This window comes from Bradyrhizobium sp. Kon37, from assembly GCF_055807535.1.
In genome coordinates, this window is sequence record NZ_JBVVOY010000037.1 from 1 (window position 1) to 25,595 (window position 25,595).

Consider the following 25,595-nt stretch of genomic DNA (forward strand, 5'->3'; position numbering starts at 1 on the left):
CACCGAAACCAACCAGGAGCGACAACGCGCCGGGCGCATGGACGATCCACAGGAAGGTCGGGTAGGTCAGCAGCAGCGTTGCGAGCTGCGGCCAGATCATCACCGGCTTGCGACCGAGACGATCCGCCAGCCAGCCCCCGACAAGCGCACCGACAAACTGGATGCCGTTGCTGACCAGCGACACGGCGAAAGCCAGTGTCGACGACACATGGAGCGTGTTCTGCGCATAGGTCGTCATGTATTGGGTGACGTAGGTCGAGATCGTGCCGCTCGCCAGGATCATCAGCGCAAGTCCGATGATGCCAAGGTGTCGTCTCGCCTGCGAAAGATGGCTGGTGTGCTCGACGGTGCGGGCACCGGCTTCGGCCTGCGGGATCGTCTCGGGCAGCGTCCGGCGCATCCAGAACCCGAACGGCAGACACACCGCCCCGATCAGAAACGCCGCCCGCCAGCCATAGGCGTCGAGCATCTCCGGCGCCATCGTCCTGCTCAGGATGACGCCGACGAGCGCGCCCGCGGTCGCGGCGATCTCCTGGCTCGCCGGCTGCCAGGCCACCACCAGCGCGCGATGCTGGGGCGGGGCGATCTCGATCAGATAGGCGGTGGTCGGTCCAACCTCCCCGCCCAGAGCAAAGCCTTGCGCCATACGCGCCGCGATCACGATGACGGGCGCGGCAAGGCCGATCGATTGATAGGACGGCGTGAGCGCGATGGTCAGGATCGATAGCCCCATGAGCGCAAAGCTCAGCAGCATGGCAGGCCGCCGGCCGATCCGGTCGGAATAGATCCCGAGCACGATTCCGCCGATCGGCCGCGTCACGAAGCCGGCGCCGAAAGTCGCCAGCGACAGCATCAGGCTGCCGTACTCGCTTCCCGTCGGGAAGAAGGTATGGCCGATCTGGATGGCGAAGAAGCTGTAGGTGATGAAGTCGTAGAACTCGAGCATGTTGCCGACGGTGGCGGCCAATGCTGCGCGCTTGACGCTGAACGGCTTCACTTGCTCGATCACGGACGACACTCTGGCATTCCCGGGCTCGATCCTATTTCGATTTAACCGCCTGGCCGCATTGCAACGCAACATTCATTAACCGAAAACGGTGGTTCCCCCGTCCCCTTTTCCACTGCCCGAGTTGCGGCCGATCCGTCCGCTCGCGGAATTCGAAGCGCATCGCGCAACAAATGGGCTTTGCGGTGGTCGTAATGACACATCATGTTGCACGCACATCCCGCGCAAGCGGAATCTGCGCGTACACCGCGGTCATTTGAGTGACATTTTCAGAAGAGTTGAGCCGGGCGATTTACTCGAACTTTCTTCGTGACGCTCTAGTTCCACGGTCAGAAGGTTCCGCTTCCCTCGGATCTTCATTATCAGCCGCTCGGATTGCGCTACCAAAAGCTCAATTGAATCAAGATTTATCCGACCTGGAATTAAAATGAACTTGCCTCGCGAATCGATCGAACTGCTGGAACAGGTCGCCCGGATCCTGTGGTTCGAAGGCACCAAGCACGGCTTGCGTGACCGCGAGTGGATGGCGCTGCGTTTCCTTTCCCGCGCCAACCGGTTTTCCCGGACGCCGTCGGCGCTCGCGAGTTACGTCGGCACCACGCGTGGCACCGCCTCGTTCATCATCGGCGAGCTGGAGCGGCTCGGATATCTCGAGCGAAAGCGCTCGGCCCAGGACAAGCGGTCGGTGATGCTGAGCGTGACCCAACAGGGCAAGAAGTTCCTGCTGCGCGATCCCGTCAACGTCCTCGTTGAGGCCATTGCCGTGCTCGAGGACGAGGCGAAGGTCAGCTTCCGCGACGCGCTCCGCCACGTGCTGGATCAGTCGGACGCGGCCGAACAGCGGCACCATACCGACGTCTGCAAGCGATGCATCTTCCTCCGCGAAGATCGCACCACGACGGACAACAGGACGACCGCCGAGTTCAGCTGCCGCCTGTTTCGCGCGCCGATCGCCGAAGCGGAGATCGATCTGCTATGCACCAGCTTCGAGCATCACCGCAAATAGAAGGCGGCCCTCGCTCAGGGCGTTGCCTTGCGTGACGAATAGATGACGCCCCCGCTGGACTCGACGACCAGCCGTCCGTTCTCGTTTTTGATCTCCTCGATGCGGCCAAGGCCGGGCACCTGCTGTCCCAGCACCGCCTCGACGACGCCGTTCGGGCCTTGCAGGATCGCAATCCCTTCATAGGCCTGGCGGACCGACCAGCCCTTGACCGTCTTGCGCGGCGCCGAAATGCGTTCGGACGGAGTTACCGATCCCGTGACCTCGGGCGTAGCGGCCGAGGCCATCATTGGCATTGGCTGTGAGGTGACGGGCGCCGGAGCCTGGGCCTGCACCTGGGCAAGCTTGTCGAGCTTCACCGTAGAGGACGAGCTCACCCGTTCGATGCGATCCAGATTCTCGCCAAAACGGCCAAAACGGTCATTGGTCGCCTTGCTCGATTGATCGACCGCGGTGCGCAGGCCGTCGAGATTGTCGGACACGCCCGACACCTGCCTGCGCAGTTGCGCTACCGTCTCGCGCAGATTCCTGATCTCAGTATTGGCCGCGACGTTGCTCTGGGCGGGCTGTGTGGTGAGATAAGCGATCACGCCGGTGCAGGCGCAGACGACCAGGATCGCAGCGACCGCCAATGTCGCGAGCGGCGCGACCCATGTCGGACGCGGCGGCGGCGGCTTGGCCACGATTACGGCCGGCTTGATCACGGTCGGCGTAGGCTTGTGGATTGCCATCTTGTCGAGGCGCGCCTTGGCGCGAATACGCTTGAGGCCCTCGAGCGCCTCTTTCGCCAGAGTTTCATCGCTCGCTGCTGCCGACGCAGGCTTGGTGTTCGCAGCAGGTTTGGTGTTCACAGCAGCTTTGGTATTTGCAAAAGGCTTGGCCGTCGGCGCCGCATTGTCTCTGGCATCGCGCATCGCCGCAGCCGGTTTCGCCGCTGCGGAAACATCGGCGGTCGCGTTGGGACGAGCTTGTCCATCGGACAACATGCGAGAATGCTCCGTTCGGTTCGATCTGTCGAACGGTGACATTATTTGCCGAAGCTTGCCTGAAACGTGCGCATCGAAAACTTTTCATCACGCGCGATGCGACGTCACATGAGTCAAACGCGTCACGCACGTGGCGAGAGTGCGACTCGAAAGACACACCCTCGCCAAGATTTCGCCAAGCTGGAGGCGCCTCGCCATACATGAGTCGAATTGTCGCATGTGGAAAGATGATCACGGGAGTCAATCCCGGGTTGAAAATCCATCAACTTGCATGAAGCGCAGCACCATCCAAAATGGCTGTAATCATACGGGGATGCGGAACTTTAGAACCGCCAGGGTGCAAAACTAGTTCGAATTCCAAATCAACTGATGCGATTGAATATACCAAGAAACAACTCGAACCGAATCAACAGCATCAAGCACGTGTAGCAAACGCTTAGTTGCGCACGCTTGATCGGAAATCGGCAATTGTTACGGTCCTACTCAAGTGATTCTCGCCAGTTGGCGAGGAGATCGACACAGTACAGTGGCGTTCGGACGCATGAGCAACTTGGCGCAACTGTTCTAGGTCGCTTTCTCAATCCGCTCCGCGAGGTGATCCGCAAGACACCCGCCGAGCCTCACGCAGTAAGCGTTCAGTATCGAGTCGAAGTAGCAGGCCTGCGAGACGCAGGCACTGAATGCGTAGGGCTGCCCGCGAATAAACCATAATAACGGTTCGCGGGAAGGAATATCGTCAAACAGCACAGTTGCCGAGCCGGGCATCACAACAAACAACCGGCCGTAACAAGTGCGAAACAGGGGCGAAAAACTGATGTATATTATCGTTGATGATCGCGAGAGCGTCACGAACAGCTATGTCGGAGGGCTCGTTCGCGAAGGTGTATCGTCGATCGGCTTCTCCTCCGGAGAATTCTGGGACTGGCTGCAATCTGCGAGTGAATCGGATCTGGCCGCGGTGGACGCCTTCCTCCTCGGGGATTGCGACACCCGCGGAAGCCTGCCGCGGGCAATGCGCAAGCGCTCCTCGGCGCCGATCATCGCCATGAGCGGCCAGAAGATGCTCAAGAACACCCTGGAGCTCTTCGAATCGGGCGTCGATGACGTCGTCCACGTGCCGATTCACCTCCGCGAGATCCTCGCCCGAACGGCCGCGATTGCGCGCCGCCGGGTCGGGGAATTGCCGAGGCCCTGCGAGACCAGGATCCAGGTCTTCTTCAACGGACGTGACCCCGAGATCGCTGGCCACGCCCTCACCCTGCCCCGCCGCGAACTGCGCATTCTCGAATATATGGTCAGCAACCACGGCAAGTGGGTCACCAAGACGCAGATCTTCAACGCGGTCTACGGCATCTTCGAAGCGACATTCGACGAGAGCGTGATCGAGAGCCACGTCAGCAAACTGCGCAAGAAGCTCCGCGACCGCCTCGGCTTCGATGCAATCGTGGCCCGGCGTTACGTCGGATACCGCCTCGACATCCCGGCCGGCGAGACTATCGACGTGCCGATGCAGGAGCTCGACGAAGTCGGCATCCTGCTGAACAGGGCGCATACCGCCCCAGTGGCGTATCCGGCCGGAAACTGATCGGCAGCGCGCTGCCACGAAACCGACAACGGCCTCTGCGAACCACCTTCGCAGAGGCCGTTGTAGTTTCTGCGACGTCAACGGCGAATAGAGCGCGGCAGTCCCGGCGCTGCGGCTCGCGTGTAAGTATAATTCTAGAGGCTCGCTTCTGATTCAATCAGAACCGGTAATACCCTAGGGCTTCTGCTGGAATTCTTCCTTCGACACGTAATTGAAGTCCTCGACAAGGACGTCCTGGACGACTTCGGCCTGCATTCGCTCGTTGACACGCTGCTTGATGGCCGTCGTGAGGATGGAGAGGTCGTAACGGGCAAGCTTTCTGAAATCGAGGCGGTCGTCGGCATAGATCCTGCGGAAGGCTTCATCGACGACGAACGGCTCGGGCGGAACGTTGAGCTGGTGCATGGTCCGCGCCTCTACGGTATAGACGAAGCGCGCGACGATGTAGCCCTGCACGTTGCCATTCTCGACCATCGGCACGCTCAGCGCCCGCGTCTTCTGGTACTGCAGCCCGTCAAGATATTCGTCCTTTGCCGGCAGCAGGCTGCCATTTTCCTTCCAATAGGCCACGGCATAGCTCGTTCCCGCGGTGAGGATGCATACCCAGAGCCCGGCCAGAACGAGTCTGATCATTTTCCGTCCTGTGCTGCGCGACCGGTATAGGTGCCGTCCGACTCGGCGTCCTTGATGGCCCTGACGATGATGGTCGCAACCTCGCGCACCGCATCGTAGTGCATTTCGAGGATGGAACGGTTCCGCTCGAGCTTCTCGCGCAGCCGCTGGACCTCCTCGGTGATCTCGACCTCGCCGCCGAGATGCATTCGTGCCCGCATCAGGCGGACGAATTCCAGCATGCTCCGGCTCTTCCGGGCGCTGAACTCGTCGAAGTCGATCTTCTTGCCCGTCGCGAGCGCGGCCGTCTCCTCTTCGACGATGCCTTCGAGCCGGCGGATCGCAGCCAACAGGCCGCGCACCTCGTCCGATCTCGCTGCGTCCGCACCGTCGTTCGTCACCTCGCCACCGACATTCGGCAGCAGCACGGGCAACAGGGCATCCCCCGACACGGCCGCCGTCGTCATCGCCTCGGTGTCCATGGCCGGCTGCTCCATCACCATGGCCGCCGCGCCTTCTTGTGCCTGCATAGGAAATTCACCCTTCAACTTCTGTCACCCATTCCCGAATCATCATCCGGCCTTGCCCGTAGCGTCCGGTCCCGCCGGATGCGCGGCAGCAAGCTGCTTGGCAATGCCAATGCCCTTGCCCTTTGCCAACTGCGCACCAAGTTGCTCCGCCAGCATCGACTTCCAGACGCCGCCCGCCGTGCCCTTTCCAAAGACCTCCTCCGACTCCTTCGGTAACATCGTCTCGACGAAGGTCTGGAGGATGAAGGCTTCGAACTTGCGGTACACCTCGCCGGATGCCGGCGCCTTGATCACTTGCACCGGCGCCCCGTTCACCGCACCCGACTGCGGTTCCGAAACCTTCGTCGCGGATTGATCGGCAGCAGCCGTCTTGGCCTTCGCCTTGCCGGCCTCCGCGTCCATCGTGGCGGCGAAATCCGCGTCCGATGATTTCAACGCGTCGAGCTTCGCGGTGGCCGCGCGCTGCGTCACGGGATCGGCAGCGTCGAGGACGTCGAGGACGAGGTCGGGTGTCGCTGTCACGATCATGTCTTGGTCCGGTTGGCTGGCCGTGGCGTCCACTCGCGCACGGTGAGGCTTGTTCCCGTCATCTCCTCGAGCGATCGCTTCTCGGCGTCGCGAAGCTTGTCCGCGAGCGCCGCCTTCCCGACCTGCTCGAACTGCTTCACACGGCGGCTCTCCGCGCGAACCTGGTCGAGCTGCTGCGAGGCCTGCGCCTGAATCGCGCGCGCGCCGACGCTGGTTCTGGTCAGACGCCGCGCGATCGATTCGCTCGATGATCCCGCCGGCGGCTTGCCCTCGTTGAGAGTTCCGACCAGCCATTCCTGCTCGTCGTGCAAGCTGCGCTCCTGCTGCCGCAGATGCGCGAGCTGCCACTCTGACAGCCGGAGCTGGAGCTTCACCAGCGAGACCATCCGGCCGAGCTTGTCCGCGCGCGACGTCATGACCGATCACTCCGCCAGCCACGACGAGACGCCGAGCATGAATTGCGTCAGGAGCTCGTCGCTGGTGAGGTAGAGCAGCAGGAAGCCGCCGAACAGCACAAAGGGCACGGAGATGAAATAGACCGGAATCGCCGGCGTCAGCTTGTTGATCAGGCCGACCGCCAGGTTGACGACCACCGAATAGACGATGAAAGGGCTGGCGATCCGCAGCGTCAGCACGAAGGCCTCCGACAGCCGGCCGACGAGCTGGTCGAGCGGCATGCTGCCGCCGAGCCGGTCGCCCGGATGCCAGACGTCGTAGGAGTTCATCAGCCCGCGCAGGACCTGCCAGTGCTGGTCGGTCATGAAGAACAGCGTGGTGACGGATGTCATGATCAGCGGCACCAGGGCCGGCGCCGGATCGGTGTCGCCGACCGGCGTCCCCGGGATGTTGCTCAGCCCGATTGCACTGGCCATCACGGTGGCCATGGTCTGGAGCGCAAGAAAGAACACGCGACCGCCAAGGCCGATGACGCTGCCGACCACGAACTCGGAACAGATCAGCAGCACGAGGGTCAGCGGCGCCGCGTTGTCCGTGAGAGGTTTCAGGACAGCAATCAGGATCGGCGTCAGCGCAAACGTCGTGACGAGCGCGACGAACAAGCGGACCTGGGCCGGAACGTTGACGCTGGAATAGCCGGGCACCAGCATCAGGCAGGCACCGATGCGGCAGAACACGATGAACGTCACCAGCACGCTGTCGGTGAGGCCGCTGATCACGATATGGCTCCGAGTGCCCTGATCTCGGTGCTGCGCGCGACCTCGACATGCGACAGGATCGGCAGGGTCGGAAAGACCCGTTCCAGGATCATCCGGACGTAGGGACGCGCTTCCGGGGTCACCGCCAGCACCACGCTGGTGCCGTTCTCGGTGAACTTGCGGATCGCGGCGCTGGCTTCGGTCGCAAACTGCTCGATCAGGCGCGGATCGGCGTCGAATTCGACGACGTCGCCCTTGGCGTCGCGCTTCAGGCTCTGGTGGAACGCCAGGTCCCAACGGTTGCCGAGACGGACGACGTTGAGCACGCCGTTGTCGGAGAGATCGCCGCAAATCTGCTGGGCAAGGCGCGTACGCACGTGCTCGGCCACCTGCTCGGAGCGCCGCACATGGGGCGCGATCTCGGCGATGGCTTCGAGGATCAGATGGAGATTGCGGATCGACACGCGCTCGGCCAGCAGGATCTTCAGGATCGCCAGCAGCCCCGAATACGATATCTGCGACGGGCAGAGATCCTCGACCAGGCGCTTGTATTCGGGATCGAGCCGGTCGAGCAGGCCGCGCATGTCCTTGTAGGACAGGAGCTGGGCGAGGTTGGCCCTGATCACTTCGCTCAGATGCGTGAGCAGCACCGATAGATTGTCGACCGGCTTGCAGCCCTGGCGCTTGACCTCGTCGGTGAACGCGTCCGTCACCCACAGCGCCTTCATGCCAAAGGCCGGCTCGATCACCTCTTCGCCGGGAACGTCGGGCTTGCCATCCTTGTCGACCAGCACCAGCACTTCGCCAAGCCTGAGCTCGCCCTGGGCAACGCGGGTGTCGTGGATCCGGATCTGGTATCCCTTGGGATCGATCGACAAATTGTCGGTGAGCTTGATCTCGGGAACCACGAAGCCGTACTGCTTGGCGAACTTCTTGCGGATCTTGGCCACGCGGTGCGCCAGCTCGTTGCGCGAGCCCAGCAGATGGACCGAGAGGTGGCCGCCGAGCGCCAGCTCGACCTCCGCGGTCTTGAGCGATTCCTTGACGGACTCCTTGGCATCGACCTGGGCGCGTTCGTCGGCCTTGCGCGCATCTTCCTTCTGCTTCAGGGCTGCCTGCCGCCTCGGCAGCGAGTATCCGACGAAGGCCATGACGCCGCCGAGCAGCAGGAAGGGCGCCGTCGGCAGCCCCGGCATCAAGGCGAGCACGAACATCATCAGCGCGGCGGCCGACACCGCGCGCGGATAGCCGCCGAGCTGCCGCAACACCGCCTGCTCGGCCGAACCTCTGGTGCCGCCCTTCGAGACGAGCAGGCCCGCCGACAGCGACACGATCAGCGCGGGCATCTGCGTTACCAGACCGTCGCCCACGGAGAGCTTGGTGTAGACGTCGGCGGCGCGTGCCAGCGTCAATCCGTGATGCGTCACGCCGATGATGATACCGCCGAAAATGTTGATCGCGGTGATGATCAGGCCGGCGACGGCGTCGCCGCGGACGAATTTCGAGGCACCGTCCATGGCGCCGAAGAACGCGCTCTCCTCTTCCAGCTCGCGCCGCCGGCGCTGGGCTTCCTTGTCGTCGATCAGGCCCGCGGACAGATCCGCGTCGATCGCCATCTGCTTGCCCGGGATCGCATCCAGGGTGAAGCGGGCGCCGACTTCGGCGATACGCGTCGCGCCCTTGGTGATCACGACGAAGTTCACCGTGACCAGAATCGCGAAGATGATCAGGCCGATGACGAAGTCGCCGCCCATGACGAACTTCGAGAAACCGGCAACGACGTGGCCCGCGGCGTTTTCCCCCTCCCCGCCGCGCGACAGGATGAGACGGGTCGTTGCGACGTTGAGCGCAAGCCGCAGGATCGTCGCGATCAGGAGCACGGTCGGGAAGGCCGAGAAGTCGAGCGGCCGCTGGATCCACAGCGCGACCATCAGGATCAGCGCCGACAGCGCGATCGAGAATGCGAGGCCGAGATCGATCAGGATCGGCGGTATCGGCAGGAACAGGATCGTGAGCATGGCCACGATGCCGCCTGCGAAAAAGGCGTCGGCGCCCAATCGTCGCGGGGTCGGCAGGCTAGCAGCTAACGTATCGGACATGGGTCACCGGCAGAGGATCCGGTCCGTAATCTGCCGTGCAAAGCTTACGCGGGGGTGGTGGCAGAGGCGGCCGGGACCGCCCGGATCAGAAGCCGCGCTCGATGTGCGAATAGACCATCTCGGTGAAGGTGGAGAGATGGGCTCCGATGAAGGAGCCGGAGATGGCGACGACCACGAGAATGACGATGATCTTCGGAACGAAGGTCAGCGTCACCTCCTGGATCTGGGTCAGAGCCTGGACCAGCGCGATGATGGTGCCGACCAGCATCGCGGCACCGACGGCAGGCCCGGAGGCGACGATGATGGTCCAGATCGCCGCCTGGACGATGTCGAGGGCATCCCGTTCGTTCATGACTGGCTGATCGTGAGACCGGGGCCGATCGCGACTTTGGTACCGTTGTCGAGTGTCGCGATGGAGCCGTCGCTGTTGATGGAGACCGAAGCGACCTTGCCGCTGAAGCTCGCTCCGGTCGAGTCCGTGAAGCTGACGGTCTTTCCGATCAGTCCATTGGCCTGCGACAGCGATTGCGAAGACAGCAGAGCGTCGAGCTTGGTATTGGTCTGCATCGCCTGCTCGACCGACGAGAGCTGCGCAAACTGGCTCATATATTGCGAGGTATCCATCGGATTGGTCGGATCCTGATTCTTCATCTCCGCGACGAGGAGCTGAAGAAATGTGTTGTAATCGACGCCGGTGCTCGAGGTCGTCGTCGTCGTGCTGGTCGACTTGCTGGTGCTATCGGTCGCGCTGGTGACGTTCATATCGCTCTCCGCTGTCAGGCAGCCTCGAATGGGGAATCGATCTTGGCGCCGGCCAGGATGGCCTGCTCCACCGGAAACAGTGCCCGGATCCGCTTGAGCGCCTCGAAGTAACGGCTCGCCCCGACCAGGTCGTCGACCGCACCAAGCCCGGCCAGCATCTCCTGGCTCTCGCACACGGCGAGCAGAGCGGCATGATGCTGCCCGTAGAGGGCCGAGGCATCCCGAACATCGGTCGGATTCATCAGCATGAGCTGGACGATGAAATAGAGCTGCCGCAGCGCCGTTGTGGCGTCGGAGGCCTGCATGATCTGCCCTTCGAGCAGGAACATCACGTCATTGACGAGCTCGACGGAGACCTTGCGGTCCACGCGCAGCACCGCGCCGTTGATGTAGACCCGTTCGCCTGCACGCAAGGATATCTTCATCAAAGTGCGTCTCGGATCAGGCGGTTGATTTCGATGAGCTGGAGCACGTCATTCGACTTTTCTTCGCGAAGGCGGTCGGCTTCCTTGACCACCCACAGCCCGATCGAGATGATGTCGGCGCGCAGCTTTTCCGGAAGCCCGTTTTCCGGATGCGCGAGATCCTCGATGAAGATCGTCCACAGCCGCCGCACATAGAGCAGGCTCTCGACCAGATCCTCGAGGCTGAAGCGGTCCTCCTGGATCCGCTCGAGCCGGTCGATGCCGAGGCTGAGCGCCTGCCGCTCGCGGCCCCGCGCCTCATAGCCGCTCTCGTCGACGACCGATTCATAGGCTTCAAACGTCATCAGGACAACTCTGCGCAGGAGACCGAACAACAAGACAAGGGTTACGCACCTTACGAAGGAGCTGGACTCAGAGATAGTTGATGAGGCTGATCTTCTGGAGCTGCGAGGTGAGCGCAAGTGCCGTCTGGATCTGCGTCTGCAAGGTATTGACTCTGACCGACGCTTCCGTCGGATCGACCTTCTCTATGCCGACGATCTGATTGTTCAGAATGTCCTGCTGCGTCTTCAGCTTGTCGGTTGCGGAGGTGATCCGCTGCTGGACCGTACCGATGTCGCCGCCGAGGGTCGCAAGGTCAGTGATGGCGTTCCCGACAAGGCCGATGGCCTTGTCCACGACGACCTGGAACGTCGCTTGGTCCAGGTTCGCGTTCCCGAGATCCGCCATCATGGTGTAGGCCTCGGCGAGCTTACGGAAGCCAGTCTGATTGGCGCTGACGGAGGTATCGGCGATCTCGGTCGTGGAGATACGGCTTTGCATGACCTGGTCGGTCGCCGATGACCAATTGGTGTTCCAGGCCGGGCTCGCGAACTCGGCATCCAAGGTGGTGTCGAGGAAGGTCTGCATCTGGGCCGGGGTGATGGTGTTCACGCTGGGCGATGATTGCGAGAAGCCGAAGGTCGCAAGGAAGTCGGCATCGACCTGGTTCTTGCTGGCCGAGCCCGCGGTGTAGGCCGTGATCGGCGTGTTCTGCGTGTTGATGCCCGCGAAGAGAGACGAGCCGTTATAGGAGACGTTCAGCGCGCCAATCAGATCCTGGAGGTTGGAGGACGCAGGCGGCAGGATGATCCGCCCGCCGCCGTCGGTGCTGCGCGCCGCGATCAGGTCCTTGAGGAAGTCCGTTGCGGTCGAACCAAGCTGGGTGATCCGGCTCTGCGTGATGTCCAGGCGTCCGGAGACCAGCCCGTTGGTGTCGACGAGCTGATCGGCGAAGCTCAAATCCGCCCGCAGGGTGACGTCGCCTCCCGTCGTGGCGCCAAGCTCGAGGCCGACATCGGCGAAGCGGCCGGTGGTGGCTTCCTTCGAGGCCTTGGCCAGCGCGGCCTGATTGTTGGTGATCGAGGACCTCAACGACGACGACAGCATCAAGGTCGAGATGTAGTTCGCGCTCATCATGACTTAATTTCCCACGGCAGCCAGCAGGCTCTGCAACATTTCGTCGACGGTCGAGATGATCTTCGACGAGGCCGAATAGGTGCGTTCGACCTGGAGCATCAACGACATCTCGTCGTCCATGTTGACGCCGCTGACGTTCGACAGCGCCGCGGTGCTGCGGTCGAGCAGCGTTTTCTGGTAGGTGACGTTGGAGTCGGCGGTCTTGCGCTGGTTTTCGATCCAGCTCGCCGATGACGACGCGAAGTCGATCAAGCTGCCGTTCGGCTTGCCTTGCGTGGTTGCATCGAACGGCTGCGACGCATCCATGGCGCCGATGAGCTGCTGCAGCCGGGTCGAGTAACCGCCATTGCCGGCGGTATTGTATTGGTATGCGACGTTGCCGCTGATCGCACCGTCGCGCAGCAGATTAGGATTGCCGCCCTGGGCCGGATCGACCGATGCAGCAACGGAAATCGTACCAGCGAGGCCCACCAAGACGGTGGCGCTCGCCGGCATTGCCGGCGCGCCGGGATAGGTGAAGAGACCGGGGACGTCGGGCAGCGTTGGAACAGGCGACTGGTCACTTTCCTTGAAGGCGTCGACCAGGCCGCGCGCGATTTCGTCGAGCTGGCTCTGGTAAGTAACCGTGTCATTGTCGCGCAGCTGCGCGAGGCCAGCAAGCTTGCCGGACTTGAGCGGCATCACGGAATTGGCGCCGGTCACCGGAACACCGTCGATATAGACGGCATTGCCGGTGGTGCCGGCCGTATAGGCGTTCGTCGGCGCAAAGCTCACCGTGCGCGCTATCTTGTCGAACAGCACGACGCCGCTGTCGGTATAGAGCGCCGCGTCGCCGTTGGGACGGAGCGACATCGAGACCCCGACCTCCTGCGACATCTGCGAGACGATGCTGTCGCGCTGGTCGAGGTAGTCCGTGATGTCGTCGCCGGAGATCGTCCCCTTCACGATCGCGGTGTTGACGGTCTGGAACTGGGAGAGCAACCGATTGATGTTTTGAACCGACGTTTGCATGTCGGCATCCGCGCCCTCACGGGCCGACTGCACGGTCAGAGTCGCCTGATTGAGCGCGGTCGCCATGTCCTTGGCGGACGTCACCGCTGCCTGCGCCAGCGTGGTGTTGTCCGGGGCGTTGGCATATTGCTGGAGCGCCTTCTTCAGCGCATTGAGCTGCGCCGTCGGCGACTGGTCGAGTTCCGGATCGTCCACCGTGGCAGATGCGATCTTCTGGAGACCGTCAAAAATCGCGCTCTGCTTGGCCGACGTCGAGGTTGCGGTCAAGACATTGTCGTAGAGCCCCGAGCTGGCGGCGCGCTGGATCGCCGCCACGTAAACGCCGGCCCCGGGGAAATTGTCCAATACGGCGATCTTGCGCGAATAGCCGGCGGCACTGGCACCGGCGATGTTGCGCGAGATCGTCGACGACTGGATGCCCGACGCCATGAGCGATGCGCGAGCGGAGTCGAGAGCAGCGGTAAGGGACATGGTCTACTCTTGGCCGGGACGAGTGCGGAAGGATTCAGCGCTTCAGGTTGACGACGACGTCGAGCAGGTCGGCGCCGGTCTGGAACGATTTCGAGTTAGCGGTGAAGCCACGCTGTGCCTCGATCATCCCGGTGAGCTCGTCCGCGAGATCGACGTTGGAGTCTTCGAGCGCCTCAGACTGGATCGTGCCAAGCCCGCCAGTGCCGGCATTCGCGGCCTGGGCGTTGCCCGAATTCTGGTTGGTCGAATAGACGTTGCCCGGCTCGGGCGTCAGATTATCGGGGCTCGCCACGTCGGCGAGCATGAGCGTGTAGAGCGTCAGCTGCTGACCGTTCTTGAGCACGGCGGTCACGTATCCGTTCTGGTCAACGTCGACCTTATCGATGGCCGACGGAACGCTACCGTTGACAGTGGCCTTGAAGCTGAAGTTGGTGCCGACCTGCGTCATGTTCGACAAGTCGAGGGTCACGGTCGCGCCGCCGGTGACCGGAAATGCAAGCGTCGTGGCGCTCGCTGCGGCCAGCGCGCCCTTTCCGGCCGTCGTCGTGTCGAAGGTATAAGTGCCGGTCGCGCCGAGCGTAGCGCCCGTCGTCGAGTTGTAGGCTTGGATTTGCCAGGTGTCCAAGCCCGCCGCTGTCGCGGTATGGGACATATAGAGATCGACCTTAACGGGCTGGCCGATATTGTCGTAGGCCACGATCGAGCTTTTCGACGAGTACGCGCCCGGGCCAGGCGGACCGGCAATGAGTGCTGCCGTCGGATCCAGATTGCCGGTGGTGAGCGTTCCCGCCGTCGATGGCACGGGCACCTGCGAGACCTGGGCGATGTTCACGATCTGCATTCCCGACAGGCTGTTCTGCGAGAAATTAGTCACCTTACCCGGCTGGCCGAGGAGGTAGTAGCCGGCCGCATTGACCAGATTGCCCTGGCTGTCCGGGACGAACGAGCCGGCCCGCGTCAGGAACTGCTGCGTGTTGGTGGCGTCGGACACCACGAAGAAGCCGTTGCCTTGAACGGCAAGATCCGTGCTCGATGTGGTGAATTGCGTATGTCCGGCATCGCTGATGGCGTAGCGGACGGTGGTCTCGACGGCGCCGGAATCGTAATTGCCGGAGCCGCTCTTCAGGATCAGCGAGGAGAATTCGGTCGAAGCCCGCTTGTAGCCGGTGGTGTTGACGTTCGCGATGTTGTCCGAAACCGTCGACAGCTTGTTGGACTGCGCGGCCATCCCGGAAACGCCGGTACGCATAATGCCATAGAGGCTCATGGATTGGGCTCCTTAAGTAGGTTGTAATTACAATGATGGGTTTTGCTTGCGCGGGGCTGATGGAAAGGAACCATGCACAACTTCATGTCGTCAGCCCGTCTTGGGCTGACAGAACGAGCGCGCCTTGTCGGTCCACGCGCCGAAGCCGCTCGAGACGAGATGCGCGACGATGTGGCAGACGTAGCGCTTCTGGGCCGGCTGGTTGTTGGGGCCTGCATTGTAGCGGGCGACTGCCATGGTCCAGCTACCCTCGCGCTGCTTCAGCTCCTTCAGGAAGCGCGCGGCGTAGTCGACATTCCCAGCGGGATCGAACATCGCCCGGACCGAGGCGAATTTGTCGCCGTGATAATAATGGTTGATCTGCATGCAGCCGAGGTCGATCAGCTTGATTCCCCTAGCTCGCATGGCTTCGAAGTTGGCGATCGCGTCGTTCATGTCCTTGGCGAATACGGTCTGTCCGTCGGCGCCGAGCGCGTAAGGGTAAAGTGCGCCGCGCCGCCCGGTCTCGGTCAGGCCGACCGCGTAGAGAATGCCGAGCGGAATTCCGTGCTGCTGGGACGCACGCGCCATCTCGCGCTCGCACGGGCGCGAATTGTCGGTCGCAGCTGTCGCGGCGCCGGCGTTACAGATAAACAGGGCCGCGACGAATCTGCGGCCCCACGTCCTGATCATGACGCGTCTCCTGGTTGGACGGGCGCTCCTGTCGGGCCTGCTTGGCGCCGCCGTCGGCTTGTCCCGACGAATTGCTCGTACCGTCGAACGTGCCTTGCGACTGCGACGATGGCTGCTGCTGGCCCGAAAGCTGCGGCTGCGACTGGCCGGAGCCGCTCTGGAATCCATCCAGCGAGCCGTGCTGAACGGGCGCAATGTCGGCGACGTAGCCCGCCGACTGCATGAGGTCGCGGATCGAATCGCGTTGCTGGTCCAGCATCTGGCTCGTGTCCTTGCGCGCGGCGGCGAGGTGGACGGACACCTCGTTGCCGACCAGACGAAGGCGCACGGTGACATTGCCGAGCGCGGGCGGCTCGAGATTGATGGTCAGGATCTTGAGCGGCTGATCGGGCGCATTGGCTTGGGACGCGGCAAGATCCGCAGCTGCGGACGCCGTCGGTGCCGGAGCTTCTTTCAGCTCGGCGACAACGGCGTTGGCAACCTGCTGCGGAGCGTTGAACTGCGCCGGCGGCAGATGGGTCTCTTGCTGGACCACGGTGACCTTGGTCGTCTCGGGCAATGCGTCCCGCGCCGAAGCCTTGGCGGCACGCTCGACATTGGCCGCGATGGCCTCGAAGCCGGGTGCCGTTGCCTTCAGCGGCGGCTCACTGCCTTGCGGCGATGTCGCCTGGTCGGCAGTCGTCGCGTGCAACGCCGCGGCCTGCGAATGCGCGGCGGTTGGAGCCGCGGGAGACGCGGGCTCGGCTGTCGTCGCCTTCGCCGTGCCCATGGCCTGAACGTCGCGCTTTGTCGTGGAAGACCGCTCGTCGCGCCCGGACGCATCCTTCTTGTCGCCGGTCGGTGCTTGCATCTGCGGCATCACGACCGGCGGCCCGGCGACGATCTCCTGCCCCATGATGCCGGCAATGCTCGATCGGCTCTGGACGTCGGCCTGCTCGGTAGGATCGAGGAATCCATGTTTCCCGGACGATTTCTCGGTGGGTTTCTCGCTGGATCCGGGCTCTTCGACTGCCGCGGCACGGTCGTGCACCGTCTCGTCGTTGGCGTCGTCCTTCCCGCTCTGGTGCGCCAGGCGCGTCCGCAGCGTTCCGGCTTTCACCGCCGTGTCGCCGCCTTCGTCGTTGAGCGCCCGCTTCGCGAGACTCGAGACGGTGTGCAGCAGATCGTTGAAGGAGGAGTCCGCCTGCGCTTTCGCTCCGGCGCTCTTGCCGGAGCGCGATGTGCCCCGCATGTTGAGGCTTTCGGCGAGACTCGAAAAGACCTGTCCGGAGGTTCCACTGAGCTTCGTCATGGACGGCGATCCCTGGTGAGAAGTTCGAGCTCGCCGAGCTGCTTCTGCGCGCGCGTAAGCGTTGCGGTCGACGACGCGAGATCGAGACGCGCCGGCGTGACCGGAGGCTTGTCGGCTGCGGCGGAGGATCCGCCAGCGAACGGCTTGCGGACGTCGAGTGCGAGCTGCACCGTTGCATTGAGAAAGGGAATGTCGCGCTCGGGCAGCTTCGACCGGTCGAGCGCCTTCAACTCGGCGAGACCGCCGTCATATTCGCCGGCGAGCGCCCGCGACACGCCGCGGAACAAATGCGCCCGCTCGCGCTCCGCCGAGGCATCGGCGCTGAGCGTCAGGGCACGCTCGCCGGCAAGCCGGGTCACGGCCAGCCCTCCGCGCACCATCGCGGTCCGCGCGATCACGAGATAGAGCTTGAGGCGGCTCGCGCGATCGATCTGCTCCAGCAGGGTGGTGATCCGCGCAAACCGACGTTCGTCGAGCGCGAGGCTTGACTGCGTCAGGCCGGTCGCAAAGCGCTGCCAGAAGTCCCCGGCATAGACAGAGTTGTGGTAGTGCCTGATATAGGCCAGCGTCAGGAACTCGAACTTGTCGAAATCCTCGGCTTGCCCGACCAGCAGGATCTCGCGCCGCAGCGCGGCCTCCTCCACCAATGTGCCCGGCAAGAGCAGGCGCGCGTCATCCAGACGCTCGATTGCAAGCGATGCCTCGGCGCGTGCGAACAGCGCGCCCTGGACCAGCGCGAGCTGCCCGCCCAGGCCCGCCGGAACCGTCCGCGGCTTGACGTCCTTGAGAAGTTCGCGCGCTTCGTCCTGACGACCCTCGACATAGGCAAGCGCGCCATCGAACAGCCGTCCGTCGACGTTCAACTTGTCGCGCGGCAGCTTGCGGACGATTTGCGGCGCGCCGCCGCTGAGCAGGTAGATGACAGCGGCCTGGCCGTTCTGCGAATTACTCCACACGCCCGGATCGGCGGCGAGAAATTTTTCGCCGATCTGCCGGATCAATGCGCTGTGGCTGCCGTGCGCCGCGGTATCGCCGTTGGCGATGCCGTCCTGCACGGCCTGCAACGCCCGAACGAGCTCGTATGGCTCGCCCGATGCCGATGCCGGCGGGGGCGGCATCGGTGCCGGCTCGGCGAATGCGCCTGCCACCGTGAACGGCAGCAGCATCAGCAGCGCGGCGCGGAGAAGAGGCCTGATCAAGGACGCTTCTCCCGGACCATGATCTCGATTCGGCGATTCTGCGCGGCCGCGGGATCGTTTTGAAGTTTCGGCCGCCGATCGGCATACCCCTCGACATGCTCGATCCGCTGCGCATCGACGCCGGAGCGGACCAGCATGTAATAGGCCATCTGTGCACGGGCCGTCGACAGCCGCCAGTTGTCATAGGTCTCCGAACGGTACGGCCGATTGTCGGTGTGGCCACGGACGATGATCACGCCGGGACGCTTCGTCAGCAGCGGGCCGATCTTGTCGATCACACGGATGAGTTCGGGCCGCGGCTCAGCAGAGCCGACCGCGAACATGCCGAAGTTGGCATCGTCGGTCAGGCTGATCAGCAGGCCTTCCTCAACCTGACGCACCTCGGCCACCGGTCCGGCGCCAGCCTTGACGTCCGACAGCGCGTCGGCGATCGCCGACTGAAGCTGCTTGACCGCTAGTTGCTGGGCCTGAGCCGCGTCGCGCGGCTCGGATTCTTTCGCCGTGTCGTTGGGACGCGGCTGCGCGGCGGCATTGGCTTGATTACCAGCCTGGGCGCCCGGCTGCGCGCTCCCTTCGCGTGAGGCCTGCGATGGCGCGGGCCCCGGCGGCAGCAGAGGCGACAGGCTTGCTGACGGCGCGTCGGCATTCGGAGCCACGCTTCCGCCGGCATCGTCCTGCCTGGCTCGGCGCGCCTGCGGCTCGCCCTCGCCTGTGCCCGACGCAGTGTCGCGCGCGGACGCATTCGGCTTGGGCTCGGGCTTGGGCTCGACGATGCGATCGGCATCCTTGGATGCCTGCGGCGCAAGCTTCCAATAGCCGGGATCGAACGGATCGCGGTAGGCGTCGCCTCCTTTGAGGCCATCCTCTTCGGCGGACGTCAAAGCGCCGGCGCGCCGCTGGCCCGAGGCCTGGTTCGCGCTGCTGGCGATCTCGGCGAGTGTCGTATAGGGATCGCGGAACAGGACCTTCTCCTCGTAGAAGGGCGGCTTCTCGGCCGTCGGAGAGTCACCGCGACGTTCCTCGCTCGGTCCTCCCGGCTGGCGCCTGCCGTCCTGGCCGTCGAACGACGACGGCTCCTTCTTGGAGAGATCCTTCAGCCCCTTCGGGGCAGGTGCGTTCTCCGCGAGCTTGATCGGATTGAAATAGCTCGCGACCACCTGCTTCTGATCCTGGTTGAGCGCATTGATCAGCCACATCACCAGGAAGAACGCCATCATCGCGGTCATGAAGTCCGCATAGGCGATCTTCCAGACGCCGCCGTGCGGCTTCTCGTCGTCGAAGGCGCTCCGCCGGCGGATGATGACGAGTTCTGACTTGACCTCATTCATGACGGACTACCGACGCGCCTCTTTCAGGCGCTCGCTCCAGGCCGTGATCTGCGTCTCGATCACGGTCTGGTCGGCTACGACGCGAACCTCGAATGTATCGGCGGCCTCATATTCGATGCCGGTTCGCCGCGCCGTCTCGAGCTGCGTCTTCACCAGGTCGAGCAGTTCGCTCGGGCCGGTGACCTTGAACACCGGCACCGGCGAATTGCCGGTTAGCGCCGCAATCTGCTCGACCAGCGACCCGATCGCCTTGTCGCGGACCGCGTCGGCGAGGAACGGCAACAATATCCGCGCAACGGAGCTCGCGATATTGGTCTCGATTTCACGGCAAGCCGTGTCGAAGCCGCTGACGACCGCCACCGCCTGCTGGTCGGACCACTTGGCCCGCTCTTCGCCGAGCCGGATCGCGCTGCGCACGCGTTCCTCGGCGATCCTGGACTCGCCCTCCGCGACGCCGGCCGCATGCCCGCGCCGAAAGGCATCGTCCAGGAGATTGGCCGCCGGGGCTTCCGCCTTCGGCGCCGGAGGCGGCGACTGAAGCTGCGGTTGCGAATGGGTCTGGGGCTGCGGCTGAGGCTCGCGCCGGGCTTCCTTCGGCCTCGTCAGCACATCCTGGATTTTAGGCGGCGGTGGAGGCGGAGGCGATTTGACCCGCCCGTTCGCGTCGAACTGCGTCAGGAGCTTTCCGATTGCCGCGTTCATGCCGCCTCCTCGCGTCGCATCCAGTCTTTAAGGATCGCTGCCGCCTGCATCTGATCGAGACGGACGATCTGCTCCAACCGCTTCTGCGGCGTTCGTTGCATCTTGCCTTCGAGGTCTTCGACCAGATTGAGCTCGGCCTCCTCGTTATCCGCCAATGCAAGGGCGCCCGCGGCCGACTCGAGCTGGGCGGCTTCCGCGGCCTCGGTCTGCTCCTGCGCCGCGCGATGGGTCAAAATGCCGTTGACCGCAGGACGAAGTCCGAACCACACCAGCATCGAAGCTACGGCCAGGATCGTGACCGCGTTGATGACGCTGCCGAGCTGCTTGTTGATCATCTCGACGAAGCTGATCGGCGGCACCGGCGCCAGTTCGCGCGAGCCTTCGATGAAATCGACGGCCGTCACCTGGATCTGGTCGCCGCGCGCCTTGTCCAGGCCGCCGGCTGTGGCCGCGAGTTGGCTGATCTCGGCGAGCTTGCTGTCGACGATGGCCTGGTTGCTCTTGTCGCCGAGGTCGGCAATGAGCCGCCCGCGGTTGACCAGCACGGCAATGAACAGCTTCTTCACCGAATAGCCGTCGCTCACCGTCGTCGTGGTCTTGGACGAGACCTCGAAATTGGTGACGTCCTCGCGGCGGGTCTTGTCTTCACTGGAATTCTTGGTGCCGCCGGCGTTCACCTGCTGGTCGGGAAGATTTTGCTGCACCGTGGTCGGCTGCGAACGGTCTGCGTTCTGTGACTTCTCGTTCTCGCGGACGTTCCGGACCGAGCGCTCGGCGCGGCTTTCGGGATCGTAGACGGTCTCGTTGGTCTGCCGCTTGTCGGTGGAGAGCTGCGATGCAACGCTCACTTCGAAATTGTCGAGGCCCAGATACGGCGTCAGCGCCTTGCGGATGTTCTCCTGAACCATTCCGCCGACCGTCTTCTGCAGGCTCGCCATCTTGGTCGGAGCGGCAGTGGCCTCGTCCTCTTCGGCAAGCAGCATCGAACCGTCGGCGTCCAGCACCGTGACCTTGTCGCGACTCATGCCCGGAATGGCCGCCGCGACGAGATGACGGATCGACTGCGCCGTGCGCGCCTCGATCGCGCCGTCGGTACGCAGCACGACCGATGCCGAAGGCGGCTGCTGCGTCGCGCGGAACGACCCGCGCACCGGCATCACGATGTGCACCCGCGCCGCCTTCACGCCCTTCATCAACTGCACCGTGCGGGCGATCTCGCCTTCGAGCGCCCGGAGCTTGGTGACCTCCTGCATGAATGAGGTCAGACCGAGCGAGCCGATCTTATCGAACAGCTCGTAGCCGGAATTGGCGCTGGTCGGCAGCCCCTTCTCGGCGAGCAGCATCCGCGCCTGCATGGTCTGGCTCGGACGCACCGAGACCGCGTCGCCGGCGGTGTTGACGTCGAAGGTGATGTTCTGCTCGCGCAGCGCTGCACCCATGCGTGTCACGTCTTCGCGGGAAAGGCCGGTATAGAGCGTTTCGAATTCAGGCCGGCTCAGATAATAGGCGCCGCCCACGACGGTGACGAGAACGGCGAAACCGATCAATCCCAAGGCCATCAGGCGTCGCGGCCCAAGCTCCAGCAGATTGTTGAGCAGTTGCTGTATCTGCGCACGACTGAACAGCATGTGACCTCATACCAATGCGAACGTAGAGGACACTCTGCTGCCAACCTTGTCTGAAGGTTGCGCGAGACCACGAATGTGTCGGTTCGCCGGCGAGGCGTTGCAATTTTACAAGAGACTGAGTGACGCAATTGCGCGGGTCGGCGACAAGCGGACGGCCGGTCGCATCGCGGTGCGATCGGCGACGGCGTGTTGCCTGGAATGTGGCCTCAGAAAATCGATGTGGGCACGTCGTGTGCCGTCGGATCCGCCGCTCACGGCGGAGACCGTGCTCCCTGAGGAGCACGGTCGTTTTCGAAGCCGTGGCTTAGCGGAACAGCGACAGGATGCTCTGGCTGTTCTGGTTGGCGATCGAGAGCGCCTGAACACCGAGCTGCTGCTGGGTCTGGAGCGCCTGAAGGCGGGTCGATTCCGCATTCATGTCGGCGTCGACGAGCTGGCCGATACCGCGGTCCACGGAGTCCATCAGGGTCTTGACGAATTCCGTGTTGGTCGCGAGTCGGTTCTTGACGGCACCGAGATTGGCGGCGGCCGAGGCCACCGAGTTGATCCCGGCGGTGACCTGCGCGATGTAGCCATCGAGCGTGGTCTGGTCCGCGGCCGAGTCGGTCAGCACGGAGATGCTCATCGTGTTGATCGACGGAGAGGTCGAACCGGCCGTGTCGAGAATGCCGGTCTGCGTCGAGGTGTAGAGCGAGTAGTTCGCGGTCGTCACGGTGATGGAGCCGATGGTGGGCGTACCGCCGACACGCGAGTACGACGACACCAGGTTGAACGTCGTCGGCGTGGTGCCGGTCGTCGTGCTCAACCAGTTGATACCGTTGAAGGTCGCCGAGCTGGCCTTGAGCTTCATGTCCTGCTGGATCTGGGTGATGTCAGCCTGGATCTTGGTGCGGTCGATACCGGCGGTCTTGGCTTCGACCAGCAGCGCCTGGAGCTTGGTCAGGCCGGAGTCCTTGTCGCCGATGACCGAGGTCAGAGCGGTATATTCGGTGTCGACGGTCGCAGCCGACAGACCGAGCGAGTCGGAGACCGCGGAAAGCGCGGCGTTGTCGGAGCGCATCGACGTCGCGATCGACCAATAGGCAGCGTTGTCCGAGGCGGTCGAGACGCGCATACCGGTCGAGATCCGGTTCTGCGTGGTCGCGAGCTGCGAGCTGACGTTGCGAAGGGTCTGCAGCGCGGTCATTGCAGACGAGTTGGTGAGGAGGCTAGAACCCATTTTGATGTCCCTTTGGAGATTGAATTAAATTTGGGGACATACCGGACTTACACCGGTACGGCAGGGCGGCGTCATGCCTTTGGGCTGCGCAAAAGCGTCAAGGCCCAACCTGTCGTAACGGCGACGATAGCCCGCGAAGCTTGTGCGGGGCTTGTGGCTCTGTGTCTTTGCCGCAACAAGGCGGCCGAAATTGCGGCGCGCGCGTCACGCCAAAACAAAAGGGCCGCGCTTCGCAAGAAGCGCGGCCCTTCCCAGATGGTTCGGGGTTTAGCGGAACAGCGACAGGATGCTCTGGCTGCTGTTGTTGGCGATCGAGAGCGCCTGCACGCCGAGCTGCTGCTGGACCTGGAGGGCCGACAGGCGGGTGGACTCCTGGTTCATGTCGGCGTCGACGAGCTGACCGATACCGCGGTCCACGGAGTCCATCAGCGACTTCACGAAGTCCGTGTTGGTCGAGAGCCGGTTCTTGACGGCACCGAGATTGGCGGCGGCCGAGGCCACCGAGTTGATGCCAGCGGTGACCTGCGCGATGTAGCCATCGAGCGTGGTCTGGTCAGCTGCCGAGTCGGTCAACGCGGAGATGCTCATCGTGTTGATCGATGGAGCGGTCGAACCGGCCGTGTCGAGAATGCCGGTCTGCGTCGAGGTGTAGAGCGAGTAGTTCGCGGTGGTCACGGTGATGGAGCCGATGGTGGGCGTACCGCCGACACGCGAGTACGACGACACCAGGCTGAAGGTCGTCGGCGTCGTGGCGGACGTGCTCAGCCAGTTGATGCCGTTGAAGGTCGCCGCACTGGCTGTCGCCTTCATCTGCTGCTGGATCTGGGTGACGTCGGCCTGGATCTTGCTGCGGTCGATACCGGCGGTCTTGGCTTCGACCAGCAGGGACTGGAGCTTGGTCAGGCCGGAGTCCTTGTCGCCGATGACCGTGGTCAGAGCGGTATATTCGGTGTCGACAGTCGCGGCGGACAGACCGAGCGAGTCGGAGACCGCCGAGAGCGCGGCGTTGTCGGCGCGCATCGAGGTCGCGATCGACCAGTAGGCAGCGTTGTCCGAAGCGGTCGAGACGCGCTGGCCGGTGGAGATGCGGGTCTGCGTGGTGGAGAGCTGCGAGCTCACAGACCGCAAGGTCTGGAGTGCGGTCATGGCGGTCGAGTTCGTAAGCAGGCTTGACATTGCGAATGTCCCTTTATGTACGCGTTACATTTTCACGAGGGGACATACCGGGCTTTCACCGGTACGGAGGGGCGGCATCATGCCTTTGGACTGATGTGGGTGGGGTCCAACCCGCCGTGACGCATTGCTAGCACGCCGAATCTTGCGCACGGATTAAGATCGGCTTGAATTACGCTGTAAATCAGATGGTTAACAGTACCTATTGCTAACCATAGTCCGGTACTTCTCGCTAACCATAACGCTCCCTCTGGCGCTCGTTGCCGTTACGAGAACGAGCGCACCAGCCCGGAGGCAAGCAGGTTCCAGCCGTCGATCAGCACGAAGAACAGCATCTTGAACGGCAATGCGAGGATGGTCGGCGGCATCATCATCATGCCCATCGACATGGTCAGCGTCGCCACGATCATGTCGATGACGAGAAACGGCAGGATGATGAGAAATCCGATCTCGAACGAACGTCTGAGCTCGGAAATCATGAAGGCCGGAATGATGACGCGCATGTCGACGCGCTTGTCGTCGAATTTCCTGCGGAAGCTCTCCGCGGCGAGCGATTCGAAGGTCTGCAGATCCTTGTCGCGAACATGAGCCAGCATGAATTCGCGGAACGGATCGGTGATCTTCAGATAGGCCTCTTCCTCCGAGATCTCGTTCTTCATCAGCGGCTGGATGCCGGTTTCCCAGGCGCGGTCGAAGGTCGGCGCCATCACGTAGAAGGTCATGAACAGCGCGAGGCTGATCAGCACCAGATTGGCCGGCGTGGTCTGGAGGCCGAGACCGGCCCGCAGGAACGACAGCGCCACCGCAAATCGCGTGAAGCTCGTTACCATGATGAGCAATCCCGGCGCCACCGACAGCACCGTGATCACCGCCATCAACTGGATGATCCGGCCGCTGGTCGAGCCGTTGCCCGGCGGCAGCAGCGAATTGAGGTCCGGAATCTGGGCCAGTGCCACTTCGGGCAGCACGACCAGGAGCAACGCAAGCAGCAGGACTCTCAGTTTCACTGAATCACCAACGTCTCAATGATCAATTCGCGGATCTTGCCCGAGGAGCGGATATTGGCGCGTTCGGTCAGGTCCTCGCGCAGGTGCTGAAGCCCGCGCGATCCCTCGAACTGCGCCACCGTCGCCGACCTTAGATAGGTGACGATGTCCTCGCTGATATGGGCCGCCAGGATGCCGGCATCCTCGTCGCTCATGCTGTCGGTCACCATGGAGGCTTCGATGCGGGCCCAGTTGTTGGCCGGCGCGCCGAGATTGGTCACGATCGGCGACAGCTTCCTGAGCCGCGCGCTGCCGGCGTAGCTCGAGGCAAGAGGCGGCGGCGTGGCGGTTTTCTTCGCATCGGCGACGCGCTCGGCGGCCGCAAACAGATGCAGGCCGGCAAGCGCGCCCGCGCCGATCGCGATCAGGGTCAACACCACGATGGCCGCAATCAGGCGCATGACGTCCCCTGCCCTCGTGACGCGGCCCGACGGTCGCGC

General features: G+C 63.4%; 27 protein-coding genes. 2 read left to right on the plus strand and 25 right to left on the minus strand.

Annotation, left to right across the window (positions count from 1 at the left end; translation table 11 throughout):
• Positions 1-1,009 (minus strand): MFS transporter (locus tag AC0L3J_RS34845; RefSeq protein WP_473350110.1); only part of this gene is annotated, 1,009 nt, incomplete at its 3' end.
• Positions 1,010-1,433: 424 nt separating this feature from the next.
• On the opposite strand from AC0L3J_RS34845, the gene AC0L3J_RS34850 reads away from it, so the two are divergent.
• Complete coding sequence (locus AC0L3J_RS34850) at positions 1,434-2,012, plus strand: MarR family winged helix-turn-helix transcriptional regulator (protein WP_473350089.1); 579 nt, start codon at positions 1,434-1,436, stop codon at positions 2,010-2,012.
• A 14-nt stretch (positions 2,013-2,026) separates the two neighbouring features.
• Here AC0L3J_RS34850 and AC0L3J_RS34855 read toward each other — a convergent pair whose 3' ends face one another.
• A complete protein-coding gene (locus AC0L3J_RS34855; RefSeq protein WP_473350090.1) occupies positions 2,027-2,995 on the minus strand; it encodes a hypothetical protein in 969 nt (322 codons plus the stop codon).
• 814 nt (positions 2,996-3,809) lie between these two features.
• Here AC0L3J_RS34855 and AC0L3J_RS34860 point away from each other — a divergent pair.
• Entirely contained in the window at positions 3,810-4,580 is a 771-nt protein-coding gene (locus AC0L3J_RS34860) for a response regulator transcription factor (RefSeq protein WP_007595845.1), read from the plus strand.
• A 174-nt stretch (positions 4,581-4,754) separates the two neighbouring features.
• Here AC0L3J_RS34860 and AC0L3J_RS34865 read toward each other — a convergent pair whose 3' ends face one another.
• From AC0L3J_RS34865 to AC0L3J_RS34975, 23 genes are all read right to left on the minus strand, one after another.
• Positions 4,755-5,213, minus strand: coding sequence for a hypothetical protein (locus tag AC0L3J_RS34865; protein WP_473350091.1), 459 nt, complete (start codon positions 5,211-5,213; stop codon positions 4,755-4,757).
• The gene (locus AC0L3J_RS34870; protein ID WP_473350092.1) at positions 5,210-5,722 is read right to left on the minus strand and encodes a flagellar biosynthesis protein FlgN; all 513 of its coding nucleotides are present in this window, start codon (positions 5,720-5,722) and stop codon (positions 5,210-5,212) included. The genes AC0L3J_RS34865 and AC0L3J_RS34870 overlap by 4 nt, the downstream gene beginning before the upstream one ends.
• A 42-nt stretch (positions 5,723-5,764) precedes the next feature.
• On the minus strand, positions 5,765-6,250 hold the full coding sequence (locus AC0L3J_RS34875; RefSeq protein ID WP_473350093.1) for a rod-binding protein: 486 nt from the start codon (positions 6,248-6,250) through the stop codon (positions 5,765-5,767).
• The gene (locus tag AC0L3J_RS34880) at positions 6,247-6,666 is read right to left on the minus strand and encodes a hypothetical protein (RefSeq protein WP_473350094.1); all 420 of its coding nucleotides are present in this window, start codon (positions 6,664-6,666) and stop codon (positions 6,247-6,249) included. Before AC0L3J_RS34880 ends, AC0L3J_RS34875 begins: the two co-directional genes overlap by 4 nt.
• Positions 6,667-6,672: 6 nt before the next feature.
• Entirely contained in the window at positions 6,673-7,425 is a 753-nt protein-coding gene (gene fliR, locus AC0L3J_RS34885) for a flagellar biosynthesis protein FliR (protein ID WP_473350095.1), read from the minus strand.
• Positions 7,422-9,503, minus strand: a complete 2,082-nt coding sequence (gene flhA / locus AC0L3J_RS34890) for a flagellar biosynthesis protein FlhA (RefSeq protein WP_473350096.1) — start codon at positions 9,501-9,503, stop codon at positions 7,422-7,424. Before flhA ends, fliR begins: the two co-directional genes overlap by 4 nt.
• An 85-nt stretch (positions 9,504-9,588) precedes the next feature.
• Positions 9,589-9,855 (minus strand): flagellar biosynthesis protein FliQ, encoded by a 267-nt coding sequence (gene fliQ / locus AC0L3J_RS34895; RefSeq protein WP_456768229.1) that lies wholly within the window; start codon positions 9,853-9,855, stop codon positions 9,589-9,591.
• Positions 9,852-10,265, minus strand: coding sequence for a flagellar hook assembly protein FlgD (gene flgD / locus AC0L3J_RS34900; protein ID WP_456768228.1), 414 nt, complete (start codon positions 10,263-10,265; stop codon positions 9,852-9,854). The genes fliQ and flgD overlap by 4 nt, the downstream gene beginning before the upstream one ends.
• Positions 10,266-10,279: 14 nt before the next feature.
• Complete coding sequence (gene flbT / locus AC0L3J_RS34905) at positions 10,280-10,690, minus strand: flagellar biosynthesis repressor FlbT (protein ID WP_456768227.1); 411 nt, start codon at positions 10,688-10,690, stop codon at positions 10,280-10,282.
• Positions 10,690-11,034: a flagellar biosynthesis regulator FlaF gene (gene flaF / locus AC0L3J_RS34910; RefSeq protein WP_456768226.1), complete on the minus strand. Its 345-nt coding sequence runs from the start codon at positions 11,032-11,034 to the stop codon at positions 10,690-10,692. The genes flbT and flaF overlap by 1 nt, the downstream gene beginning before the upstream one ends.
• A 67-nt stretch (positions 11,035-11,101) precedes the next feature.
• On the minus strand, positions 11,102-12,148 hold the full coding sequence (locus AC0L3J_RS34915) for a flagellar hook-associated family protein (protein WP_473350097.1): 1,047 nt from the start codon (positions 12,146-12,148) through the stop codon (positions 11,102-11,104).
• Between the two features lie 3 nt (positions 12,149-12,151).
• Positions 12,152-13,630 carry a flagellar hook-associated protein FlgK gene (gene flgK, locus AC0L3J_RS34920; protein WP_473350098.1) on the minus strand — a complete coding sequence of 493 codons (1,479 nt, stop codon included), beginning with the start codon at positions 13,628-13,630 and terminating at the stop codon, positions 12,152-12,154.
• Positions 13,631-13,664: 34 nt separating this feature from the next.
• Entirely contained in the window at positions 13,665-14,897 is a 1,233-nt protein-coding gene (locus AC0L3J_RS34925) for a flagellar hook protein FlgE (RefSeq protein ID WP_027570491.1), read from the minus strand.
• A 90-nt stretch (positions 14,898-14,987) separates the two neighbouring features.
• Complete coding sequence (locus tag AC0L3J_RS34930; RefSeq protein ID WP_473350099.1) at positions 14,988-15,569, minus strand: transglycosylase SLT domain-containing protein; 582 nt, start codon at positions 15,567-15,569, stop codon at positions 14,988-14,990.
• On the minus strand, positions 15,520-16,860 hold the full coding sequence (gene fliK, locus AC0L3J_RS34935; protein ID WP_473350100.1) for a flagellar hook-length control protein FliK: 1,341 nt from the start codon (positions 16,858-16,860) through the stop codon (positions 15,520-15,522). The genes AC0L3J_RS34930 and fliK overlap by 50 nt, the downstream gene beginning before the upstream one ends.
• Positions 16,857-18,059 (minus strand): chemotaxis protein, encoded by a 1,203-nt coding sequence (locus AC0L3J_RS34940; protein ID WP_473350101.1) that lies wholly within the window; start codon positions 18,057-18,059, stop codon positions 16,857-16,859. The genes fliK and AC0L3J_RS34940 overlap by 4 nt, the downstream gene beginning before the upstream one ends.
• Complete coding sequence (locus AC0L3J_RS34945; RefSeq protein WP_473350102.1) at positions 18,056-19,387, minus strand: MotB family protein; 1,332 nt, start codon at positions 19,385-19,387, stop codon at positions 18,056-18,058. Before AC0L3J_RS34945 ends, AC0L3J_RS34940 begins: the two co-directional genes overlap by 4 nt.
• Positions 19,388-19,393: 6 nt before the next feature.
• Entirely contained in the window at positions 19,394-20,089 is a 696-nt protein-coding gene (locus AC0L3J_RS34950; protein ID WP_473350103.1) for a hypothetical protein, read from the minus strand.
• Positions 20,086-21,717 (minus strand): flagellar basal-body MS-ring/collar protein FliF, encoded by a 1,632-nt coding sequence (gene fliF, locus AC0L3J_RS34955; protein WP_473350104.1) that lies wholly within the window; start codon positions 21,715-21,717, stop codon positions 20,086-20,088. The genes AC0L3J_RS34950 and fliF overlap by 4 nt, the downstream gene beginning before the upstream one ends.
• A 304-nt stretch (positions 21,718-22,021) precedes the next feature.
• Complete coding sequence (locus AC0L3J_RS34960; protein ID WP_456768218.1) at positions 22,022-22,936, minus strand: flagellin N-terminal helical domain-containing protein; 915 nt, start codon at positions 22,934-22,936, stop codon at positions 22,022-22,024.
• Positions 22,937-23,203: 267 nt separating this feature from the next.
• Entirely contained in the window at positions 23,204-24,112 is a 909-nt protein-coding gene (locus AC0L3J_RS34965; RefSeq protein ID WP_027570484.1) for a flagellin N-terminal helical domain-containing protein, read from the minus strand.
• A gap of 263 nt (positions 24,113-24,375) precedes the next feature.
• Positions 24,376-25,116 (minus strand): flagellar type III secretion system pore protein FliP, encoded by a 741-nt coding sequence (gene fliP, locus AC0L3J_RS34970; RefSeq protein ID WP_007595877.1) that lies wholly within the window; start codon positions 25,114-25,116, stop codon positions 24,376-24,378.
• A complete protein-coding gene (locus AC0L3J_RS34975; protein WP_456768217.1) occupies positions 25,113-25,556 on the minus strand; it encodes a flagellar basal body-associated FliL family protein in 444 nt (147 codons plus the stop codon). Before AC0L3J_RS34975 ends, fliP begins: the two co-directional genes overlap by 4 nt.
• Between the last annotated feature and the right edge of the window lie 39 nt (positions 25,557-25,595).